Below are 18,865 nucleotides of genomic sequence, written 5' to 3'. Positions count from 1 at the left end.
CGGTGGACGGGGTCGACGTCGTCGAGCTGGTCATCGTCTGCGTCCTGTTCCTCCTCGTGACGGTGATGGGGTTCGTCGCCGCCCGCTGGCGGCGCGCCGAGGACCTCATGCACCTGGACGAGTGGGGCCTGGGCGGGCGCAACTTCGGCACCTGGGTCACCTGGTTCCTGCTCGGCGGTGACCTGTACACGGCCTACACCTTCGTCGCCGTCCCGGCGCTGGTGTTCGGCGCGGGCGCGGCCGGCTTCTTCGCCGTCCCGTACACGGTCGTGGTGTACCCGCTGGTCTTCCTGGTGGTGGTCCGGCTGTGGTCGGTCAGCCACGTGCGCGGGTTCGTGACGCCGGCGGACTTCGTGCGCTCCCGGTTCGACTCGCCCACGATGGCGCTGCTGGTGGCGATCACCGGGATCGTCGCGACGATGCCCTACATCGCGCTCCAGCTGGTCGGTATCGAGGCCGTGCTCAAGGCGATGGGCGTGGAGGGCGAGCTGCCGCTCATCGTCGCCTTCATCATCCTGGCGCTCTACACCTACAACTCCGGGCTGCGGGCGCCGGCGCTCATCGCGTTCGTCAAGGACACGCTGATCTACCTGACGATCATCGTCGCGGTCATCGTCATCCCGTCCAGGCTCGGCGGCTGGGACGCGATCTTCGGCGCCGCCGAGGCGAAGTTCGCGTCCACCGGCACCGGCGGCGTCGTGCTGGGCGAGGCCTCGCAGCTGAACTACGCGACGCTGGCGCTGGGCTCGGCGCTGGCGCTGTTCCTCTACCCGCACACGCTCACCGGTGCGCTGGCGGCGAGCGACCGCGACGTCCTCAAGCGGAACATGAGCGCGCTGCCGCTCTACAGCTTCGCGCTGGCCTTCATCGCCCTGCTCGGCTTCATGGCCATCGCGGCCGGGGTGGAGCCGATCGGCGGCGACGGGAACACCGTCGTCCCGGTGCTCTTCCAGCAGATGTTCCCGAGCTGGTTCGCCGGCATCGCCTTCGCCGCCATCGGCATCGGTGCGCTGGTGCCGGCCGCGATCATGTCGATCGCCGCGGCGAACCTGTTCACCCGCAACATCTACAAGGAGTTCCTCAAGCGCGACGCCACCGCACGGCAGGAGGCGCAGGTCGCCAAGGTCGTCTCGCTGGTGGTCAAGCTGGGCGCGGTCGCGGCGATCATCTTCATCGACCCGCAGTTCTCCATCGACCTGCAGCTGATCGGCGGCGTGATCATCCTGCAGACGCTGCCGTCGGTGGCGATCGGCCTCTACACCCGCTGGTTGCACCGCGGCGGCCTCGTCGCCGGCTGGGTGGCCGGCATGGCCGCCGGCCTGCTGGCGCTCTACGTCACCCAGCGGGTCGGTCCCGACGGCACGGTGCTACGCGAGCACTTCGGCGGGTCGGCGTTCGCGTTGTCCGACCTCGGCCTCGACACGGCCGTCACGGTCTACGCCGGCTTCGTCGCGCTGCTGGTCAACCTGGTGGTCACCGTCCTGGTCACCGCGGCGCTGCGGGGAGCAGGGGTGGACCCGGGTGTCGACGGGACGGCGGACACCGACTACACCGCCGAGCGGGACGACCCCACCTTCCGCGAGCTGCCCGACCCGCTGGAGTCGGCACCGCCAGGAGCGACGGGGGAGCGACCGGCCCGCCGGTGACGGACCCCGTGAAGGGCCCCCCTGCCCCCCACCGCTCGCGAGCTCGCGGCGGGCCCCTGCAGGGGGGCCGACGACGCTCGCGGCGTGGCCCCGCACGGGGGCCGGGACCGGGGCGGTGCCCCGGTAGGTTGGACGGGTGAAGGCCGACCACTTCGACCAGCAGAAGCTGCTGGCCCTCGCCGCCGAGGACGTCGCCCTGGGCCAGCTCGCCCACCGCCGGCGCACCCTCCCCGAGAACGCCGCGGTCGAGGCCGCGGCCGGGAAGGAGCGAGAGCTGGCCACCGCCGTGGTGCGCGCCGAGACCGAGGTCCGCGACCTGCAGCGGGAGGTCAAGCGGCTCGAGGGCGACGTCGAGACGGTGCGCGCGCGGGTGACCCGCGACCAGGGGCTGCTGGACTCCGGCAGCGTCTCGGCCAAGCAGATGACCGACCTGCAGCACGAGATGCAGTCGCTGGCGCGGCGACAGTCCGACCTGGAGGACCAGGAGCTCGAGCTCATGGAGCAGCTCGAGACCGCGGAGGTCGCCCTCGCCGAGGCGCAGGAGGGACAGCAGACGGCCCAGGCCGAGCTGGAGCGTGCCCAGCAGCTGCGCGACGACGCCCTGGCCGACATCGCCGACGGGACGGCGCAGCACGAGGCCGCCCGCACCGAGGCCGCCGCCCGCATCCCGGCCGACCTGCTCGCGCTCTACGAGCGGATCCGCACCCAGACCGGCAGCACCGGCGCGGCCGTGCTCAAGGCCCGCCAGTGCCAGGGCTGCCGCATCGAGCTCTTCGGCAAGGAGCTCGCCGCCGTCCGCAACGCCGACCCCCACGAGGTGGTGCGCTGCGACAACTGCGGCCGGATCCTCGTGCGCACCGCGGAGTCGGGGCTGTGACCCGCCGGCTGGTCGTCGAGGCCGACGGCGGCTCGCGCGGCAACCCCGGCCCGGCCGGCTACGGCGCTCTCGTGCGGGACGCGACGACCGGCAAGGTGCTGGCGGAACGGGCCGAGTCCGTCGGGCGGGCGACGAACAACGTCGCCGAGTACGGCGGCCTGGTCGCCGGGCTGCAGGCCGCGCTCGACCTCGACCCGACCGCCGACGTCGAGGTGCGGATGGACTCCAAGCTCGTCGTCGAGCAGATGTCGGGTCGGTGGAAGGTCAAGCACCCCGACATGCAGAAGCTCGCGCTGCAGGCCCAGCAGATCGCCCGGCAGCTGGGCAGCGTCCGGTACACCTGGGTGCCCCGTGCGCAGAACGGCGCCGCCGACGCGCTGGCCAACAGCGCGATGGACGGCCGGCCGGTCCACCGCGACCTCGCCGCCGAGCCCACCACCGCGGGCGACGACGTCCAGCCGGTGCCCCCGCGTGCGCCGGCCGTCACCACCGTCACGCACCTGCTGCGGCACGGGCGGACCGAGCACACGCCGGAACGTCGCTACAGCGGCCGCAACGACCTGCCCCTGTCGGCGATCGGCAGGGCCGAGGCCGAGGCCGGGGCGAAACGGGCCGCGGAGCTCGGCATCGACGTCATCGTGGCCTCGCCGTTGCGCCGCACCCGGGAGACCGCCGAGGTGGTCGGCGCGGTGCTCGGGCTGCCGGTGCAGTACGACGACGACCTGGTCGAGCTGGACTTCGGCGACTTCGAGGGCCTCACCGCCGAGGAGGCCAAGCAGCGGCACCCGCTGGCGGCCCGCCGGTTCGCCGAGGACATCAGCGTCGCAGCACCCGGCGGGGAGTCGGTCGCCGACGTCAGCGACCGGGTCGCCCGCGCCCGGGCCCGCATCCTGCGGGGGCACGCCGGGAAGACGGTGCTCGTCGTCTCCCACGTCACGCCGATCAAGCTGCTGCTCGCCGCCGGCCTCGACGTGCCCGACGACGTCGTCCACCGGGTGTTCCTCGAGGCGGCGTCCCTCAGCACCATCGCGTGGCGCTCCGACGGGCGGGCCGCCGTCCGCCTGGTCAACGACACCGGGCACCTCCGCTAGGAGCAGGACCCGTCCTCCCACCCCGGCACGCTCGGGGCGGGGCCACCGGGCGGAGGCGCCCGGCGGCGGGAGGCGACGGTGATGGCCGCGAGGACCCGCGGGTGGCGGAGGGACGGCGGGTCAGGCACCTCCTCCACGACGTCCGGCGGTGCCGGGAAGCGCGGACGGGGGGACGGCGTTGGTCGGGGTGCCCCGCGCCACAGCCACCGTGTCACGCGGGGCATCATGTGGCCGCCGCCCACCCCGCCGAGGAGCTCCGTGACCACCACCACCGCGCCCGCCACCCCCGCCGTCGCCGGCGACGAGCGCACCCTCTCGCCGGCCGAGTACGAGACCTGGGCCGCAGAGGTCCGCCGGCTGGCCGAGGAGCGCGGCGCGGTGGTCCTGGCGCACAACTACCAGGTCCCCGAGATCCAGGACGTCGCCCACTTCACCGGCGACTCGCTGTACCTGTCGCGGGTCGCGGCGCAGACCGACGCCCGCGAGATCGTCTTCTGCGGCGTCCACTTCATGGCCGAGACGGCGAAGATTCTCTCGCCGGACAAGACCGTGCTGCTGCCCGACCACGAGGCGGGCTGCTCGCTGGCCGACTCCATCACCGCCGAGCAGCTGCGCGAGTGGAAGGCCGAGCACCCCGGCGCCGTCGTCGTCAGCTACGTGAACACCACCGCGGCGGTGAAGGCCGAGACCGACATCTGCTGCACGTCGTCCAACGCCGCCGACGTGATCCGGTCGATCCCGGAGGACCGGGAGGTCCTCTTCTGCCCCGACCAGTTCCTCGGCGCGCACGTCAAGCGGGTGACCGGGCGGGAGAACGTCCACGTGTGGGCGGGGGAGTGCCACGTGCACGCCGGCATCAGCCCGTCCGACGTCCGCGCGCAGGTGGCCGCCCACCCGGACGCCGAGATCCTCGTGCACCCGGAGTGCGGCTGCACCACCTCGGTGCTCGACCTGGTCAGCCACGGCGACCTGCCGGCCGAGCGCACGCGGGTGCTGTCCACCGGCGGCATGGTGGAGCAGGCCGCGACCACGCGCGCCCCGCAGGTCCTGGTGGCCACCGAGGTCGGCATCCTGCACCAGCTGCGGGCGCTCAACTCCGGGACGCAGTTCATCCCGATGAACGACCGCGCCGCCTGCCGCTACATGAAGATGATCACGCCGGCCAAGCTGCTGCGGACGCTGCGCACCGGCGAGGGCGCGGTGGACGTCGACGCCGGGACCGCCGCCCGGGCCCGTCGGGCCGTGGAGGCGATGATCGCGATCGGGGAGCCGGGCCGCGGCGGCGAGTGAGTTCCCGGCCATCTCCGCGGAGATGGCCGGGGACTCACCGCAGGACGTCGTCGGAGATGTCGGCGACGATCGCCCGGAAGGTCCGGGTGTCGACCTCGTCGTCCACGGTGACGCGGACGATGTCGGAGACCTGCTGCTCGGACGTCGGCCGCACGGCCGCGGCCCGCGCCGCGGCGATCAGGTGCAGCTGCTGGACCCGGGCGGCGTCGTCCACGTCCCGGACCGGGGAGAGTCGGTTCTCGCGCATGACCCGACGCTAGGCAGGGCCCCGCGTCCGGCGGGGACGCGCGGGGCGTGTCCGCGTCCGGGTGGACCCCTCCGTCACACGTGTAACGCGGCCCACAGCGCGCGCGGGGCCCCGCGCGGTCAGATCCGCGTGAACAGGTAGAGCGAGACCGCGACGCCGAAGACGACGATGAACACCCGCAGCGGCCTGACCGGGATCCGGGTGGCGATGCGGGCGCCGAGGAAGCCGCCGAGCAGGCTGGCCGGCGCGGCGACGGCGACGACCTGCCAGGCGACCGGTCCGAACAGGCCGAACACGACGACGGTGACGGTGGCGGTGACCGCCGAGAGCGCCGACTTCAGCGCGTTGGCCAGCTTGAGCCGGTGCAGGCCCACCCCGAGGACGCCGACCAGGATGACGCCGAGGGCACCGCCGAAGTAGCCGCCGTAGACCGTGGCCAGGAACAGCGCCGCGTACAGCCACCCCGGGTCGCGCCGCGGGCCGCCGTCCTCGGTCTGCTTCAACCGCCGGGTGAGCAGCGGCTGCACCGCCAGCAGCAGGCTGGCCAGCAGGACCAGCACGGGGACGACGACGTCGAAGGCCTCGCTGGGCGTCGTGAGCAGCAGGACGCTGCCGGTCACGCCGCCGAGCAGCGCGGCCAGGCCGAAGCGGAGCAGCCGTCCGCGCTGGCCGGCGTACTCCGAGCGGAAGCCGAGTACGCCGCCGAGGTAGCCCGGCCACTGGGCGATCGAGTTGGTGACGTTGGCGGCCACGGTCCCCAGCCCCAGTGCGACGAGCGTGGGGAAGAGGATCAGCGAGCCGCCGCCGGCGACGGAGTTGATCGCGCCGGCGACGAGGGCGACGCCCGCCGCGATGGCCAGGTCGAGGGCGGACACGAACGGCGAGCCTACGGTGACCGCGTGGAGCTCACACGGACGGCGAGGGTCCTGGCGGCGGCGCTCGGCGGGTCGGGGGTGCTGCACCTGGTCCGGCCGCGCACGTACGAGTGGCTGGTGCCGCCGGAGCTGGGCGACGCCCGCGCCTGGGTGTACGCCAGCGGGGTGGCCGAGATCGGGACGGCCGGGCTGATGGCGGTGCCGGTGACGCGGCGGGCCGGGGGGTGGGCCGCGGCAGCGCTGCTGGTCGCCTTCCTGCCCGCCCACCTGCACACCGTCCGCGTCGTGCCGCGGCGGGCGCTGCCGATGGCGGTGGCCGCCGTCCGGCTGCCGCTGCAGGCGCCGCTGATCCGCATCGCGCTCGACGTGGCGCGGGGCCGGTGACCACCGTCGTCCTGGTGGCGGGGGCCTGGCACGGCGCCTGGTGCTGGGCGCGGGTGCTGCCGGCGCTGGAGCGGGCCGGGCACTCCGTCCTGCCCGTGCCGCTGACCGGGGTGGGGGAGCGGGCGCACCAGCTCTCGCCGGAGGTCACCCTCGCCACGCACGTCGAGGACGTCGTGGCCGCGGTGCGCGCCGGCGAGTGCTCCGGCGCCGTCCTGGTCGGGCACAGCTACGGCGGACTCGTCGTCACCGGCGCGGCCGACCGGCTGGGTGAGGAGGTCGGCCGGCTGGTGTACGTCGACGCCGTCGTCCCGACGCCCGGGCAGAGCTGGGCCGACGGCAACCCGCCGGAGACGCGGGCCGCCCGCCGCGCGGTGATCGCCGAGCGCGGGCACATCCCGCCGCCGCCGGCGTCGGCCTACGGCCTCACCGGGGACGACGCCGCGTGGGTGGAGCAGCGGCAGACCCCGCAGCCCGGTGGGGTGTACGAGGACCCGCTGCACTTCGACGCCGACCGGTGGGCCGCCCGGCCGCGCACCTACGTCGACTGCACCGCGCCGGCGCTGCCGACCATCGACCCCTCGCGCCGGCTGGTGCGGTCCCAGCCGGGGTGGGAGGTCGTCGAGCTGGCCACCGGCCACGACCCGATGGTCAGCGCGCCGGACGAGCTGGCCGCCGTCCTGCTGGAGGTCGCCGGGCGCCGGGGTGCGTCCCTCGACGCCGTGGGAGACGGTGACCTGCACGTCCCGGCAGGTGCCGGGCCACCCCTGGAGGAGAGGGAGGGCGCATGAGCCGCCTCGTCGCCGCCGCCAAGCTGCTCTGCGGCGGCGGGCTGCCGTGGCTGCGCGCCGCCCGGGACGGCCTGGCCGCCGTCCGGCTCGCGGTGGGTGCCGCAGGCCTGTCCACCGGCGTGCTCGAGTGCCTGCGGGACGGGCCGGCCGACACCGCGTCCGTGCGCGCGCAGCTGGGCCTCGACGACGCCGGCCTGCTCGAGCCGTGGCTGCGGGTGCTGCAGGCCCACGGACTCGTCCGCGCCTCGGCGGGCGGGTGGTCGCTGTCGCGGCGCGGCCGGCGGCTGCTGGACGACGCGGTGCTGCGCGGCGCGTACGAGGGGTTCGCCGGCTTCCACACCGGGCTCTACCGGGAACTGCCCTCCCAGCTGCGCGGGGGGCCGCCACGTCGCGACGTCGCCGAGCGGGGGGAGACGATCGCCCAGCTCACCCGCGCGATGGAGCCGGTCCTGCACGAGGTCCTGGGAACTGCGGTGCGCGAGGTGCGCCCCGCGCGGGTGCTGGACGTCGGGTGCGGAGCGGGGCAGAACCTGGCCGCGATGCTGGCCGCTGCGCCGGCGGCGGAGGGCACGGGCATCGAGGTCGACGAGGCCGTCGCCGACATCGCCGAGCGGCTGCTCGCGCGGCGGGGGCTGCGCGGGCGGACCCGCGTGCTGCGCGGCGACGTGCTGGCCCTCGCGGCCGGCGGTGAGGCCGGCGGCCCCTACGACCTCGCGCTCCTCGCCAACGTCGTCTACTACCTGCCGCTCGCCGAACGCGTCCGCCTGTTCCGGGCCGTGGCGGGGCTGCTGTCGGAGGGCGGCGCGCTGCTCGTCACGACGACCGCGGCCACGCCGGACCCCTTCAGCCGGCACTTCGACCTGCTGCTCCGCGCCCAGGGCGAGGGCATGGAGCTGCCCGAGGTCGAGCCGCTGCGCCAGCAGCTCGCCGAGGCGGGCCTGCGGCCCGCACCGGCCCGGCGGCTCGTGCCGGGGCAGCCGCTGGTGGCCGTGCTGGCCCGGCGCTAGGACGCCGGGCCCTGGCCGAACCGTCGCCGGTGCAGCTCGTGGACCTCCTCGTCGAGGCCGGCCACCGGGCCCTCGACCGGCACGCCCGGAGCCACCTCGCCGATCGGCAGCGGGCGGACGGGTGCCGGCGGGACGCCGAGCTCGGCCGACCAGGACGCGAGCTGCGCCGACGAGCTGGCGTAGACGATGCGGCCGAGCCCGACCCAGGCGTGGGCGGCGGAGCACATCGGGCAGTGCTCGCCGGAGGTGTAGACGGTCGCCGCGGTCCGCTCGTCGGGGGTCAGGTGCTCGGCGGCCCAGCGGGCGATGGCGAACTCGGGGTGCTGGGTGGCGTCGCCACCGGCCACGTGGTTGGAGTCCTCGAAGCGGACCCGCCCCTCGGCGTCGACCAGCACCGACCCGAACGGCTCGTCGCCGGACTCGAGGGCCGTGCGGGCGAGCGCCACGCAGCGGCGCAGGTGGGCGAGGTCCGCGTCGTCGACCATGCGCCCATCCTGCGACGGCTCACTGCGGGGTCACCACCGGCCGCGGGTCGAAGGTGACCTGGATGCGCACGATCCGCCCGTCCTCGGTGTGCATCCAGTTGGCCGTCGGTGCCGGCGGCGCCCCGGTGGTGTGCAGGTCGAACCAGGTCAGGACGTCGTCCCCGTCGACGAACCGGTGGCGGACGACGACGTCCTCGAGCACCCGGCTCATCCCGCGCAGCCCGGCGACGCAGGTGTCGGCGTCGTCGGCCGTGCCCAGGGGGCCGCGGAACGTGCAGTGGTCGGCCAGTACGGCGCGGAGGGTGTCGAAGTCGCGGGCCAGCCAGGACCGGAAGTAGGTCTCGGCCAGCTCGGCGGGGGTGGCGGTGTCGGTCATGGCTCCACCGTGCGGCCGGCCGGGCCAGAACTCCAAGACACGGTGGTGCTGGCTTCCATAGCCTGCAGTGATGGAACTGCACCAGCTGCGGTACGTCGTCGCGGTGGCCGAGGAGGGCAGCTTCACGGCGGCCGCGCAGCGGGAGCTGGTGGCCCAGCCGGCGGTGAGCGCGGCGGTCCGGTCGCTGGAGCGGGAGCTGGGCGTGCAGCTGTTCCGGCGGGGGCGCAGCGGTGCGCAGCCGACGGAGGCCGGCGTCGCTGTGCTGGCGCACGCGCGGGCGGCGCTGGCCGCGGTGGCGGCGGCCCGGGACGTCGCCGACGAGGTCACCGGGCTGCTGCGCGGGCGGGTGGCGGTCGGCATGGTCGTCGGGTGCACGTCGACCGTGCTGGCCGACCTGCTGGCCGACTTCTCCACGGCCCACCCCGCCGTCGAGGTGGTGCTGGTCGAGGGCTCCGGTGCCGACCTGCTCGCCGCGCTGTCCACCGGCCGGCTGGACCTGGCCTGGGTGGGGCGGGCCCAGCCGCCGCCGTCGGGCGTGGAGACGGCGGTCCTCCACGAGGAGGAGCAGGTCGCTGTGGTGCCGGTCGCCGGTCCGCCGCGCGGGCGCTCGCTGGCCGTGGCCGAGCTGGCCTCCCACCGGCTCGTGGCGCTGCCACGGGGCACCGGTGGCCGGACGGCGCTCGACGCGGCGTGCGCGGCCGCGGGGGTGGCGCCGGTGGTGGCCTGCGAGGCGACCGGCCTCGAGATGGTGTGCCTGCTCGCCGAGCGCGGCCTGGGCACCGGTGTCGTCCCGGCGTCGGTGGCGGCCGCGGCGGCGGACCGGCTGCGGGCGCTGCCGCTGGACCCGCCCGTGACCTCGCGCATCGAACTGGCCTGGCGCACCGGCGGGCCGTCGTCCCCCGCCGGTGCCGCGCTGCTCGCGGTGGCGCGCCGGCACGTCGAGGCCGCCCGGAAGCGGTGAGGTCCGCCGTCTCGCCGATCGTCGTCCCCCCGGAGCAGACTGCCCGCCATGCCACCGCTCCCGATGCCCGACGACTGGCAGCGCGCCCTGGTCGTGGCCGCGCACCCCGACGACATCGAGTACGGCCTCGCGGCCGCCGTCGCGGCCTGGACGGCCGCCGGCAAGGAGGTCCACTACCTGCTGGCGACCCGGGGTGAGGCCGGGATGGCCGGCCTCCCGCCGACCGAGGCCGGTCCGTTGCGCGAGGAGGAGGAGCGCCGCTCGGCGGCCGTCGTCGGGGTCTCGGAGGTGGAGTTCCTCGACCACCGGGACGGCGTCCTCGTCGCCGGACCGGAGCTGCGCCGCGACCTGGCCGCGGCCATCCGCCGGCACCGCCCCGAGATGGTGGTCACCGGGTACTTCGGCGCGACCTGGACCCCGCCCGGCGTCTCGCCGGCGTACGTGAACTCCGCCGACCACCGCGCGCTCGGGCAGAGCACCATCGACGCGGTCGCCGACGCCGCGAACGAGTGGATCTTCCCGGACCTCCCCGAGGAGCCGTGGCGCGGCGTCACGTACATCGCCGTCAGCGAGTTGTCCGACCCGCCGCACGAGGTGGACGTCGCCGACCATGTCGAGAAGGCGGTGGCCTCGCTGTGCGAGCACCGCCGCTACCTCGAGCTGCTCTCCGACCAACCGGTCGAGGAGCAGGCACGGCAGATCGTCGACATGGGGACGTTGACCGAGGACGAGCGGCGGCGGGTCGGCTTCCGCCTCTACTGGGGCTGAGGCCGGCCACTAGACTGGTCGGCACGACGGACGAGTCGGCCGGGCGGTCGCGTCGGCGGGGGAGACCCCGTCGCCGAGGAACGTCCGGGCTCCACAGGGCAGGGTGGTCGCTAACGGCGACCCGGGGTGACCCGCGGGACAGTGCCACAGAGAACAGACCGCCAGCGGCTCGCCGCTGGTGAGGGTGAAACGGTGGTGTAAGAGACCACCAGCGCACCGGGTGACCGGTGCGGCTCGGTAAACCCCACCCGGAGCAAGGTCGAGAGGGACGGCGGTCCGCTGCCGTCCTGCGCAGGCGTTCGAGGGCTGCCCGCCCGATGCCTGCGGGTGGACCGCTGGAGCCTGCCGGCAACGGCAGGCCTAGATGGATGGCCGCCCATCGGGATGCCGTGAGGCACCCGTGGACAGAACCCGGCGTACAGGCCGACTCGTCCGTCGTCCGCCCCTTGACCCGCGAGAACGCGGTCGGAGGTGGGCGTCGGTCCGCACAGCGTCCGCGGCGCAGGCCCGACCGGCCGTGCCGAGCGAAGACCGGCGGGACCGATGAGATCGTCCGCGTCCGCCGGTCCGAGCTCCCGGACCGAGTCGTGGATCAGGAGGACGCGTGCGGAAGATCGTCGTGCACATGATGCTGTCGCTGGACGGCTACTTCGAGGGGCCGGACCACGACCTGAGCTGGCACCTCGTCGACGAACAGCTGCACGCGCACTTCAACGAGCAGCTCGCGACCAAGAGCGCCTTCATCGAGGGCCGGGTCAGCTACGAGCTCATGGAGTCGTTCTGGCCGACCGCCGACCAGGACCCGGACAACCCGCCGGTCATGCGCGAGTTCGCCGGCATCTGGCGGGCGGTGCCGCAGATCGTGTTCTCCCGCACGCTGCAGGAGGTCGGCCCCAACGCCTCGCTGCGGGCAGAGGTGGACCCCGACGAGATCCGCGCACTGAAGCAGCAGCCCGGCGGGGACATGACGCTCGGCGGGGTCGACCTGGCCGAGACCTTCCGCCGACTGGACCTGGTCGACGAGTACCGGCTCTACGTCAACCCGGTCGTCATCGGCCGCGGTCGACGGCTGTTTGAGACCGCCGACGACCCGACCGACCTGGAGCTGGTGGAGAACCGGCGGTTCGGCAACGGTGTCGTCCTGCTGCGCTACGCCGTCCGACGGCCCTAGGCGTCGACGTCGAGCGGTCTGAGCAGGACGAATGGGCGTCTGCCAGCACCTGGCCGTGCTGCGCCCGGAGCGGGTGGGCTCAGCAGGTACCTCGACGGCGACGGTCGTCCACCGGGCGTGACCTTGGCCGCGGTCGCCACGAGGTGCCGATGTCCGCAGAGGCCAGAGGTTGCACGGTCCCGGTCGCAGTAAGGGAGCGCGGCGGCGGCCCGAGAAGTCCGATGGTCCCCGAGGCAATCGTCGTCAGCCCTCCCCGGGAACCGGCGCCAGACCCGCGGCGCGTACGTGGTCACGGACGCTGGCGCCTCGTTGTCCTGAGCTGACCGACGTCAGAACTGCCACTCCCAGCCGGTCGGCTCACCGGGCACCTTGTAGATCAGTGTGCCGCTGGTGACCGGGGAGTCGATGACGACCGTGCCGGCGTACTGCTGCGCAGGCCCCAGCTGGTCAGTCGTGAATGAGCCCGCGGTGCCCAGACACGAGTAGGCGGTGCCCCACACGTCGGTGACCGTCAGCCCATCGGGGCCGATGACCTGGAAGTTGTCCGCCGAGATCTGGATGAACCAGTCCGCAGGCAGGTTGGGAGTCGTGGCTGCTCGGACGTCGATGCCGACGAAGTGGCCGTTGGCCGGCTCGTCGGCAAATCCGCTGTTGCACGGCTGATCGACGCGGATCGCGTCGACCGAGAAGGTGAACACGCGCTCGTCGGTGTCGAGCAGGGTGGCGTAGGCCTCGTCCCCGACCTGCTTGATGACGTTGCCGCGGTCGCTCTTCGCCGGGCCCGCGGGCTCGCTGGCCTCAGGCGCGGCGGAGGTCGTCGTCGGCAAGGCCGCGCCAGCAGCGTCCTGCGTTCCTGCACTCTCGCTGTTGCACGCGGCCAAGGGCAGAAGGGTGGCGGCCACCAGGACGGCGGGCAGAGCGCGGCGGAGCATGCGGGTCCTCTCCATCAGTCGGCACCACTTCGGGCCGCTGCCGTGTCGTATCGGCGGCTCCGAGGGCGACTTGACCCGTCTGGAACACGGATCAATCACCATTCGGCACTTCCGCGCTTCGTGTCGCGTCCGAACCGGCGCTCGGGCCTGTCGTACAGAGGCCGGGTAACCCACAGATGCCACACCGACGAGCCCGCACAGGGACGCAGCCGGCCAACCACCGTCATCGGGTTCCACCACCACAAAAGCGAGCCGAGAGGTGGATCCGCGATCGACCGACGCTGGCAGATCGCCCCCGATGACCCCTGGTGCAGAGGTCGACGCTCCGCTGAGCGCCGCGGACCTGCACGTGTGGGGACGGCGGAAGCCGCCGGGGTCGATCAGCGCCTGGGCTCGCCGGGCTGGTCCAGGTGGCGGCCGGCGGCTGCGAGCACGGCCTCGCGGACGCGGTCGAGCGTGGGGGAGCGCAGCCGCCACTGCTGCCAGTGCAGGACGACGTCCACGGCGTCGGTCGGGTCGAGGGTGACCAGCTCCGCCGTCACCCCCCGCGCCTGGAGGTCGGGCACCATGCCCCAGCCCAGGCCGAGGGTGATCGCGGCGACGTAGTCCGCCGCCGCGGGCACGTAGTGCACCGGTGGGGCGACGTCGGGCCCGGCCTGCGCGTGTAGGTAGCGGTGCTGCAGGTCGTCCTTGCGGTCGAAGACGACCACCGGGGCGCGGGCGAGCGCCTCGGGGGTGGGGCCGGCGGGGAACCAGCGCCGGGCGAAGCCGGGGGTGGCCATCGGCCGGTAGCGCATGCCGCCCAGGCGGGTGGAGGTGCAGCCGGGCACCGGCTCGGCGTCCGCGGTCACCGCCGCCATGACCGTGCCGGCGCGCAGCAGGGCGCTGGTGTGCTCCTGGTCCTCGCGGTGCAGGTCGAAGCAGACGTCGCCAGCCAGCGGGGTCAGCGCGGGCAGCACCCAGGTGGCCATCGAGTCGGCGTTGACGGCGATCGGGAGCGTGGGCACGGGCACGGGCGCGGGCGCGGGATCGCCGCCGAGCTCGCGGGCGACGTCGGCGGTGAGCAGGTCGACCTGCCGGGCCAGGCGCAGCACCGCCTGCCCGGACTCGGTGACCTGCACCGGCTTGGTCCGCACCAGCAGGATCCGGCCGGTCGCGACCTCCAGGGCGCGCAGCCGCTGGCTGATCGCCGACGGGGTCACGTGCAGCGCCCGGGCGGCGGCCTCCAGCGTGCCCCCGCGGACGGTGGCGTCCAGCGCCCGCAACTGGCTCAGGTCGAGGTCCATGAACAGCAAGGCTAATGATGTGTAAAAATCATTAGCTGGACCGCGTGCGCAGGGGTTCCTAACGTCGAGGGCGTGCTGACCACTCCGGCGCTGCTCGCCGTCGCGTCCGGGCTCGCGCTCGGCCTGGGCCTGATCGTCGCCATCGGTGCCCAGAACGCCTTCGTCCTGCGGCAGGGACTCCGCCTCGAGCACGTGGCCGCGGTGGTGGCGGTGTGCGCCCTCTCCGACCTCGCGTTGATCTTCGCCGGGGTGCTGGGCGCCGGCGCGGCCCTGTCGCAGGTGCCGTGGCTGATCCCCGTGGTCTGTTTCGCCGGAGCGGCGTTCCTGCTCTGCTACGGCGTGCTGGCCGCGCGGCGGGCGCTGCGTCCCGGCGCGCTGCTGCCGGACGCCACCGGTGCACGCACCGGGCTCGCGGTGACCGTCGGCACCTGCCTGGCGCTGACCTGGCTCAACCCGCACGTCTACCTGGACACGGTGGTCCTGCTCGGCTCGATGGCCTCGACCTACGGCGAGCACCGGTGGCAGTTCGCCGCCGGGGCGGGTCTCGGCAGCGTGCTCTGGTTCACCGGCCTCGGCTTCGGGGCCCGCCTGCTGCGGCCGGTGTTCGCCCGCCCGGCGGCCTGGCGAGTGCTCGACGGCGTCATCGCCGTCGTCATGCTGGCCCTGGCCGTCTCACTCGCCGTCCGCGGTGTCGGCGGAGCCTGATCCACCCAAGACCCGAGGAGAACCTGTGATCGACGTCGAGCTCCCGCCCGGACCCGCCGCAGGTGCGCTCGTCCGGGGGTTCGCCGCGTGCCTGGCGTCGGTCACCGAGGTGCCGGGGGCCGAGCTGCCGCTGCCCGGCGAGGACCTGGCGCACGCGCTGGGCGCCTGGCGCACCTGGCTGGCCGAGCGCGGGTCGGGGCTGGTGCCCATCGCCGACCCCGTCCGCTTCCAGTGGGCGGGGTGGTGGATCGCCGTCGTGGAGCACCCGGCCGGCACGGAGGTGGCCGTGCTGGCGTTCGGCACGCCGCCGGGCGTCGTCCTCAGCCCGCAGGTGCCCGCGCTGCTGGGCCGGGCCACCGCGGACCTGCGCATCCGCGAGGCGCACGCCGTCGCCTCCCTCGACCCGGTGCTGCACCGGCAGTCCGCCGGGGCGGACCTGCGCGGCACCGTCGAGGGCCTCGCCGTGGCACCCGCCGCGGAGGCGCCGATGCAGCTGCTCGAGGTCGCGCAGGCCCGCGCCGGCCGCGGGCTCGACGGGGACCGCTACGCCGCGGGAGCCGGCACGTTCACCCCTCGGGCCGGACGGCGCCCCGGCTACGACCTGACCCTCATCGCCGCCGAGGTCCTCGACGAGATGGCGGCGGCCGGGCGGGCCCTGGACTTCGCCGGCACCCGGCGCAACGTCCTCACCCGCGGCATCGACGTCAACGCGCTGGTCGGGCGGCGGTTCCGCATCGGGGAAGTGCTGTGCGAGGGACGCCGGCTGTGCGAGCCCTGCGTGCACCTCGACCGGCTCAGCGGACCAGGGGTCCTGCGGCCGCTCATCCACCGCGGGGGTCTGCGTGCCGACGTCCTCGCCGACGGGGAGATCCGTCTGGGCGCGCCGGTCAGCTCCGTCTGACCCGACCGGTCGCCTGCCGGGAGGCGTCCCGTCCTCAGGGGTACCCGGGCTGGACCGGCGCTCGGCTGTCCCCGGCAGCGGTGAAGGCCCGGACCTGCTCGGCGCCGAGGTGGCAGCCGCGCGGGCAGTCGAACTCGACGGGCTGCCCGTCCACCCAGCCCACCGCCGCCGCCCGTCGGCAGTTCGGGCACTCCTCCCACGTGACCTGCTCGCTCGGTTCCACCTCGTTGCCCCTCCGTCGTCCGTGGTCGATCCACGCGGTGCGGGGAGCCGCGGTCGCCGCGTCGGCCGGGACCGGCATGCGGTCCCGGCCGGCCCCGGCCACGGAGGTGCTCCTGCGCGGGCGACGACCCGGCGCGCGACTGCGCACCGACCGGACTCGATCGTGTACGCGGAGGTCGAGCGCGGACCAGGTGCACCCGTGCCAACCGCCTGGTGCGCGTGCACCAGACGCCCGGGTCCGCCCCTCGGGGCTGCGGGCAGGGCGCCGGTGGGGTCAGGTGCTGTCGACCAGGCCCTCGCGGACGGCGATCGAGAGGACCTCGAGCTTCGAGTGCGCACCGAGCTTGGCCGAGAGGTTCGCCACGTGGTTCCGGACGGTGTGCACGCTGATGGTCAGCTCCTGGGCGATGTCGGCGTTGGACAGACCCTTCGCCAGGAGGTCGAGGATCTCGCGCTCCCGCTCGGTCAGCTCGGCCCCGCTGCCGCCGCCCTGCCTGCGCAGGCGCAGCAGCAGCCGGGCGAGCAGCTTGGCGCTGACCACGGACTCGCCCTGCGCGGCAGCCCGCACGCCGCCGACCACGTCGTCCAGCCGCTGGGTCTTGGCGATGAACCCGGCAGCGCCGGCCTCCATGGCGGCGACGAGGAGACGGTCGGAGGTCGTGGCGGTCAGCACCACGACCTTCGCGGAGGGGCGGATGCGGTGCAGCTCGGCGATCGCGCCCACGCCGTCGCCGTCGGGCAGCCGGTGGTCCAGGAGGACGACGTCCGGGGTGGCCGACGCCACCAGACGCCGGGCCTCGCTGATCGAGGTGCCCTGCCCGACGACGAGCAGGTCGGACTCGGACTGCAGCGCCTGCGCCAGGCTGGTGGCGAACATCTGGTGGTCGTCCACGACCAGGACCCGCACATTGCCGGTGGTGGGGCGGCCCGGCGTCCCCGACCCCGTCACGTTCCGAGTCTGACACGCGCTGCGCGGGGTGGTACCTGGTACGCCCGCACCAGACGGGTGGTGCGCTCGCCTCACGACAACGACCGCGGCGTGGGCCAGCGTGTTCCTGTGGCACCCCCGGTCCGCGGCGAGATCACCGTCGTCGTCGCCGATGACGACGCCCGCTTCGGGTCCGCCGTGGCGGCGCTGCTGGGCCAGGAGCCGGACTTCCGCGTCGTCGGGGAGGCGGCCGACGGCGACGAGGCGGTGACGATGGCCCGGGACCTCCGGGCGGCGCTCGTGCTGGTCGACATGCGGATGCCGGGAGGCGGGCCCGAGCTGGTCCGGCGGCTGGTCGCGCTGCCGCACCGGCCGGTCGTCGCCGGGTTGTCAGCGCAGGCGGACCCTGCGACGTGGACGCGGGTGCTGGCTGCCGGCGGATCCGCCTACCTGCTCAAGGGCAGCGTTGCCGGCGACCTCCCCGTGCTGCTGCGCACGTGCATGCAGGGCCATCTCGTCGTGGGCGTGCGCGGCGCGCCCGACCTGCTCCGCCGTCTGCTCCCCGGCTGAGAGGGGAGCGGCCGCCGCGTCCGCGACTGCCGAGGCGGGCACGGGCAGGAAGAAGGACACGGCGGTGCCGGTCCCCCCCGGACCGGGCTGCGACCGCCACCAGCCGCCCGACGCCAGCGCCCGGTCGCGCATCGACACCACGCCGGAGTGACGGCGGCCCGACCGCGCCGAGGCCGTGTGGTCGACCCCCGTGCCGTCGTCCACGACCTGCACCTGCACACCGCGCCCGGTCGCGTCGACGACGACGGTGACGTGGCGGGCCCGGGCGTGCTTGCGGGCGTTGACCATCGCCTCGCGGGCGATCCGGTAGGCGGACACCCGCACCTGCTGCGGGAGGGGGGCCTGCCCCCGCTCCTCGACCGACCACGTGACGTCGCCGTCCTCGAACACCTGGGCTGCCGCGTCGCGCAGCCCCTCGGTCAGGGACGCGTCGAGGACCGGGGTCTCGAGCTCGAAGAGCAGGTGCCGCAGCCGCTCGCCGGCGCCGTGGACGGCGTCCAGCACGGTCTCGACCGCGGCGGCCTCCTCGGGGGCACGGTCGCGCAACCGGTTCCTGAGGGCACCCAGGCGCAGGTCGACGGCCGCCAGCGCCTGGATGGAGTCGTCGTGGACGTCGGCGGCGATGCGGGCCCGTTCGTCGTCCTGGGCCTCCACGAGGCGTTCGCTCAGCGCGCGCTGGCGGGCCTCGGTGAGCACCCGCAGCTCGCGGAACGTCAGCGCCGTCCGCCCGACCATGAGCACGCCGGCGGCCAGCCCGAGGACCGCGGCGACCGGGCTGATCCCGGAGAGGCTGCCGTGGAACAGCAGCCCGAGGACGGCGAGGCCGCAGACGCCGGGCAGGACCAGGACGGTGACCCCCTCCAGGTCGACCGGGCGCGACTCCGTCCGGCGGAGCGAGGCCAGTGCCGCCCCGGCCAGCAGCAGCCGGGCCACGAGCCAGCCCGCGTCGACCGGCTCCCCACCGACGTAGGCCCCCCTCTCGACCAGGGTCGCGTAGATCGCGTCGGTGACGAAGAACGTCACGAAGGAGGCGCACAGCAGCCACCAGGACCAGCCGGCGCCCCTCCCGAGCATGGCGAGCGCGGCGACCGCCAGGGCCAGGAGCAGCAGGTCGGCGAACGGGTAGGCGGCGGTCAGCGTCGTGACGCCGTCCTGCTCGAGGGGCACGTGCGCCCCGTCGACGTAGTTCTCCGCCAGCGCCGCGGCCGTCAGACCGGCGATCAGCCCGTCCAGCGAGAGGCTGACGGGCATGCTGCGGGCCCGGGTGCGCAACCTCAGGACCAGCCCGACGGCGAGCAGCGCGTAGAAGAGCAACCACCCCGTGTCGGCCCACGACGGGCTCGGGATCGGGTCGA

The 18,865-nt window shown here is 74.7% G+C and carries 21 protein-coding genes, 1 other RNA gene and 1 pseudogene; 14 read left to right on the top strand and 9 right to left on the bottom strand.

Going from position 1 to position 18,865, the window contains the following annotated elements:
- Nucleotides 1-2: 2 nt before the first annotated feature.
- The 4 genes from mctP (at nt 3) to nadA (ending at nt 4,904) form a co-directional block, all read left to right on the top strand.
- Nucleotides 3-1,646, top strand: coding sequence for a monocarboxylate uptake permease MctP (mctP, locus tag BLS21_RS14905; protein WP_245700434.1), 1,644 nt, complete (start codon nt 3-5; stop codon nt 1,644-1,646).
- A gap of 136 nt (nt 1,647-1,782) precedes the next feature.
- The gene (locus BLS21_RS14900; protein WP_091219777.1) at nt 1,783-2,523 is read left to right on the top strand and encodes a zinc ribbon domain-containing protein; all 741 of its coding nucleotides are present in this window, start codon (nt 1,783-1,785) and stop codon (nt 2,521-2,523) included.
- Nucleotides 2,520-3,614, top strand: coding sequence for a bifunctional RNase H/acid phosphatase (locus tag BLS21_RS14895; RefSeq protein WP_091219774.1), 1,095 nt, complete (start codon nt 2,520-2,522; stop codon nt 3,612-3,614). The genes BLS21_RS14900 and BLS21_RS14895 overlap by 4 nt, the downstream gene beginning before the upstream one ends.
- A gap of 258 nt (nt 3,615-3,872) precedes the next feature.
- Nucleotides 3,873-4,904: a quinolinate synthase NadA gene (gene nadA / locus BLS21_RS14885; RefSeq protein WP_091219768.1), complete on the top strand. Its 1,032-nt coding sequence runs from the start codon at nt 3,873-3,875 to the stop codon at nt 4,902-4,904.
- A 34-nt stretch (nt 4,905-4,938) separates the two neighbouring features.
- On the opposite strand, the gene BLS21_RS14880 is transcribed toward nadA, so the two are convergent.
- Nucleotides 4,939-5,151: a hypothetical protein gene (locus BLS21_RS14880; RefSeq protein WP_091219766.1), complete on the bottom strand. Its 213-nt coding sequence runs from the start codon at nt 5,149-5,151 to the stop codon at nt 4,939-4,941.
- Nucleotides 5,152-5,270: 119 nt separating this feature from the next.
- Nucleotides 5,271-6,026 carry a sulfite exporter TauE/SafE family protein gene (locus BLS21_RS14875; RefSeq protein ID WP_091219763.1) on the bottom strand — a complete coding sequence of 252 codons (756 nt, stop codon included), beginning with the start codon at nt 6,024-6,026 and terminating at the stop codon, nt 5,271-5,273.
- Between the two features lie 24 nt (nt 6,027-6,050).
- Between BLS21_RS14875 and BLS21_RS14870 the strand changes: the two genes are divergently transcribed.
- From BLS21_RS14870 to BLS21_RS14860, 3 genes are read left to right on the top strand one after another with little or no spacing between them, the layout of a single operon-like run.
- Nucleotides 6,051-6,410 carry a DoxX family protein gene (locus BLS21_RS14870; RefSeq protein WP_091219761.1) on the top strand — a complete coding sequence of 120 codons (360 nt, stop codon included), beginning with the start codon at nt 6,051-6,053 and terminating at the stop codon, nt 6,408-6,410.
- On the top strand, nt 6,407-7,198 hold the full coding sequence (locus tag BLS21_RS14865) for an alpha/beta fold hydrolase (protein WP_245700432.1): 792 nt from the start codon (nt 6,407-6,409) through the stop codon (nt 7,196-7,198). The genes BLS21_RS14870 and BLS21_RS14865 overlap by 4 nt, the downstream gene beginning before the upstream one ends.
- A complete protein-coding gene (locus BLS21_RS14860; protein WP_091219758.1) occupies nt 7,195-8,205 on the top strand; it encodes a class I SAM-dependent methyltransferase in 1,011 nt (336 codons plus the stop codon). Before BLS21_RS14865 ends, BLS21_RS14860 begins: the two co-directional genes overlap by 4 nt.
- On the opposite strand, the gene BLS21_RS14855 is transcribed toward BLS21_RS14860, so the two are convergent.
- The gene (locus tag BLS21_RS14855) at nt 8,202-8,690 is read right to left on the bottom strand and encodes a nucleoside deaminase (protein ID WP_091219756.1); all 489 of its coding nucleotides are present in this window, start codon (nt 8,688-8,690) and stop codon (nt 8,202-8,204) included. The genes BLS21_RS14860 and BLS21_RS14855 overlap by 4 nt on opposite strands.
- A gap of 19 nt (nt 8,691-8,709) precedes the next feature.
- Nucleotides 8,710-9,066 carry a nuclear transport factor 2 family protein gene (locus BLS21_RS14850; RefSeq protein WP_091219753.1) on the bottom strand — a complete coding sequence of 119 codons (357 nt, stop codon included), beginning with the start codon at nt 9,064-9,066 and terminating at the stop codon, nt 8,710-8,712.
- A 70-nt stretch (nt 9,067-9,136) separates the two neighbouring features.
- On the opposite strand from BLS21_RS14850, the gene BLS21_RS14845 reads away from it, so the two are divergent.
- From BLS21_RS14845 to BLS21_RS14830, 4 genes are all read left to right on the top strand, one after another.
- Nucleotides 9,137-10,027, top strand: coding sequence for a LysR family transcriptional regulator (locus BLS21_RS14845; protein ID WP_091219750.1), 891 nt, complete (start codon nt 9,137-9,139; stop codon nt 10,025-10,027).
- 48 nt (nt 10,028-10,075) lie between these two features.
- Complete coding sequence (locus BLS21_RS14840; protein ID WP_091219748.1) at nt 10,076-10,795, top strand: PIG-L deacetylase family protein; 720 nt, start codon at nt 10,076-10,078, stop codon at nt 10,793-10,795.
- A 31-nt stretch (nt 10,796-10,826) separates the two neighbouring features.
- Nucleotides 10,827-11,230, top strand: an RNA gene (gene rnpB / locus BLS21_RS14835) — RNase P RNA component class A.
- Between the two features lie 169 nt (nt 11,231-11,399).
- The gene (locus BLS21_RS14830) at nt 11,400-11,966 is read left to right on the top strand and encodes a dihydrofolate reductase family protein (RefSeq protein ID WP_091219745.1); all 567 of its coding nucleotides are present in this window, start codon (nt 11,400-11,402) and stop codon (nt 11,964-11,966) included.
- Between the two features lie 329 nt (nt 11,967-12,295).
- On the opposite strand, the gene BLS21_RS14825 is transcribed toward BLS21_RS14830, so the two are convergent.
- Together BLS21_RS14825 and BLS21_RS14820 are read right to left on the bottom strand one after the other, a co-directional pair.
- Complete coding sequence (locus BLS21_RS14825; protein ID WP_139177128.1) at nt 12,296-12,898, bottom strand: hypothetical protein; 603 nt, start codon at nt 12,896-12,898, stop codon at nt 12,296-12,298.
- Between the two features lie 380 nt (nt 12,899-13,278).
- The gene (locus BLS21_RS14820) at nt 13,279-14,184 is read right to left on the bottom strand and encodes a LysR family transcriptional regulator ArgP (RefSeq protein WP_091219952.1); all 906 of its coding nucleotides are present in this window, start codon (nt 14,182-14,184) and stop codon (nt 13,279-13,281) included.
- Nucleotides 14,185-14,256: 72 nt separating this feature from the next.
- Here BLS21_RS14820 and BLS21_RS14815 point away from each other — a divergent pair, with 72 nt between their 5' ends.
- The gene (locus BLS21_RS14815; RefSeq protein ID WP_091219739.1) at nt 14,257-14,889 is read left to right on the top strand and encodes a LysE/ArgO family amino acid transporter; all 633 of its coding nucleotides are present in this window, start codon (nt 14,257-14,259) and stop codon (nt 14,887-14,889) included.
- Nucleotides 14,890-14,914: 25 nt separating this feature from the next.
- A complete protein-coding gene (locus BLS21_RS25585; RefSeq protein WP_217636136.1) occupies nt 14,915-15,790 on the top strand; it encodes an MOSC domain-containing protein in 876 nt (291 codons plus the stop codon).
- A gap of 34 nt (nt 15,791-15,824) precedes the next feature.
- On the opposite strand, the gene BLS21_RS14805 is transcribed toward BLS21_RS25585, so the two are convergent.
- Nucleotides 15,825-16,115, bottom strand: a complete 291-nt coding sequence (locus BLS21_RS14805) for a hypothetical protein (RefSeq protein ID WP_091219736.1) — start codon at nt 16,113-16,115, stop codon at nt 15,825-15,827.
- 171 nt (nt 16,116-16,286) lie between these two features.
- Nucleotides 16,287-16,961: a response regulator gene (locus BLS21_RS14800; RefSeq protein ID WP_175479572.1), complete on the bottom strand. Its 675-nt coding sequence runs from the start codon at nt 16,959-16,961 to the stop codon at nt 16,287-16,289.
- Nucleotides 16,962-17,069: 108 nt separating this feature from the next.
- Between BLS21_RS14800 and BLS21_RS25925 the strand changes: the two genes are divergently transcribed.
- Nucleotides 17,070-17,510 carry a response regulator gene (locus tag BLS21_RS25925; protein WP_245700430.1) on the top strand — a complete coding sequence of 147 codons (441 nt, stop codon included), beginning with the start codon at nt 17,070-17,072 and terminating at the stop codon, nt 17,508-17,510.
- Between the two features lie 48 nt (nt 17,511-17,558).
- On the opposite strand, the pseudogene BLS21_RS26335 reads toward BLS21_RS25925, so the two are convergent.
- Nucleotides 17,559-18,245: pseudogene (locus tag BLS21_RS26335) on the bottom strand (sensor histidine kinase); the annotation flags it as partial.
- Nucleotides 18,246-18,865 lie beyond the last annotated feature (620 nt).

The organism is Geodermatophilus siccatus (assembly GCF_900103785.1).
In the GTDB taxonomy this organism is placed as follows: domain Bacteria; phylum Actinomycetota; class Actinomycetes; order Mycobacteriales; family Geodermatophilaceae; genus Geodermatophilus; species Geodermatophilus siccatus.
The sequence above is the reverse complement of the archived record's forward strand: the minus strand, read 5'-3'. Positions and strand labels throughout refer to the sequence as shown.

Coding starts and splice junctions, on each gene's coding strand:
- BLS21_RS14825 (WP_139177128.1), bottom strand. CDS start 12,898: ATGCTCCGCCGCGCTCTGCCCGCCGTCCTGGTGGCCGCCACCCTTCTG.
- BLS21_RS14855 (WP_091219756.1), bottom strand. CDS start 8,690: ATGGTCGACGACGCGGACCTCGCCCACCTGCGCCGCTGCGTGGCGCTC.
- BLS21_RS14845 (WP_091219750.1), top strand. CDS start 9,137: ATGGAACTGCACCAGCTGCGGTACGTCGTCGCGGTGGCCGAGGAGGGC.
- BLS21_RS14880 (WP_091219766.1), bottom strand. CDS start 5,151: ATGCGCGAGAACCGACTCTCCCCGGTCCGGGACGTGGACGACGCCGCC.
- BLS21_RS14840 (WP_091219748.1), top strand. CDS start 10,076: ATGCCACCGCTCCCGATGCCCGACGACTGGCAGCGCGCCCTGGTCGTG.
- BLS21_RS14860 (WP_091219758.1), top strand. CDS start 7,195: ATGAGCCGCCTCGTCGCCGCCGCCAAGCTGCTCTGCGGCGGCGGGCTG.
- BLS21_RS14850 (WP_091219753.1), bottom strand. CDS start 9,066: ATGACCGACACCGCCACCCCCGCCGAGCTGGCCGAGACCTACTTCCGG.
- BLS21_RS14820 (WP_091219952.1), bottom strand. CDS start 14,184: ATGGACCTCGACCTGAGCCAGTTGCGGGCGCTGGACGCCACCGTCCGC.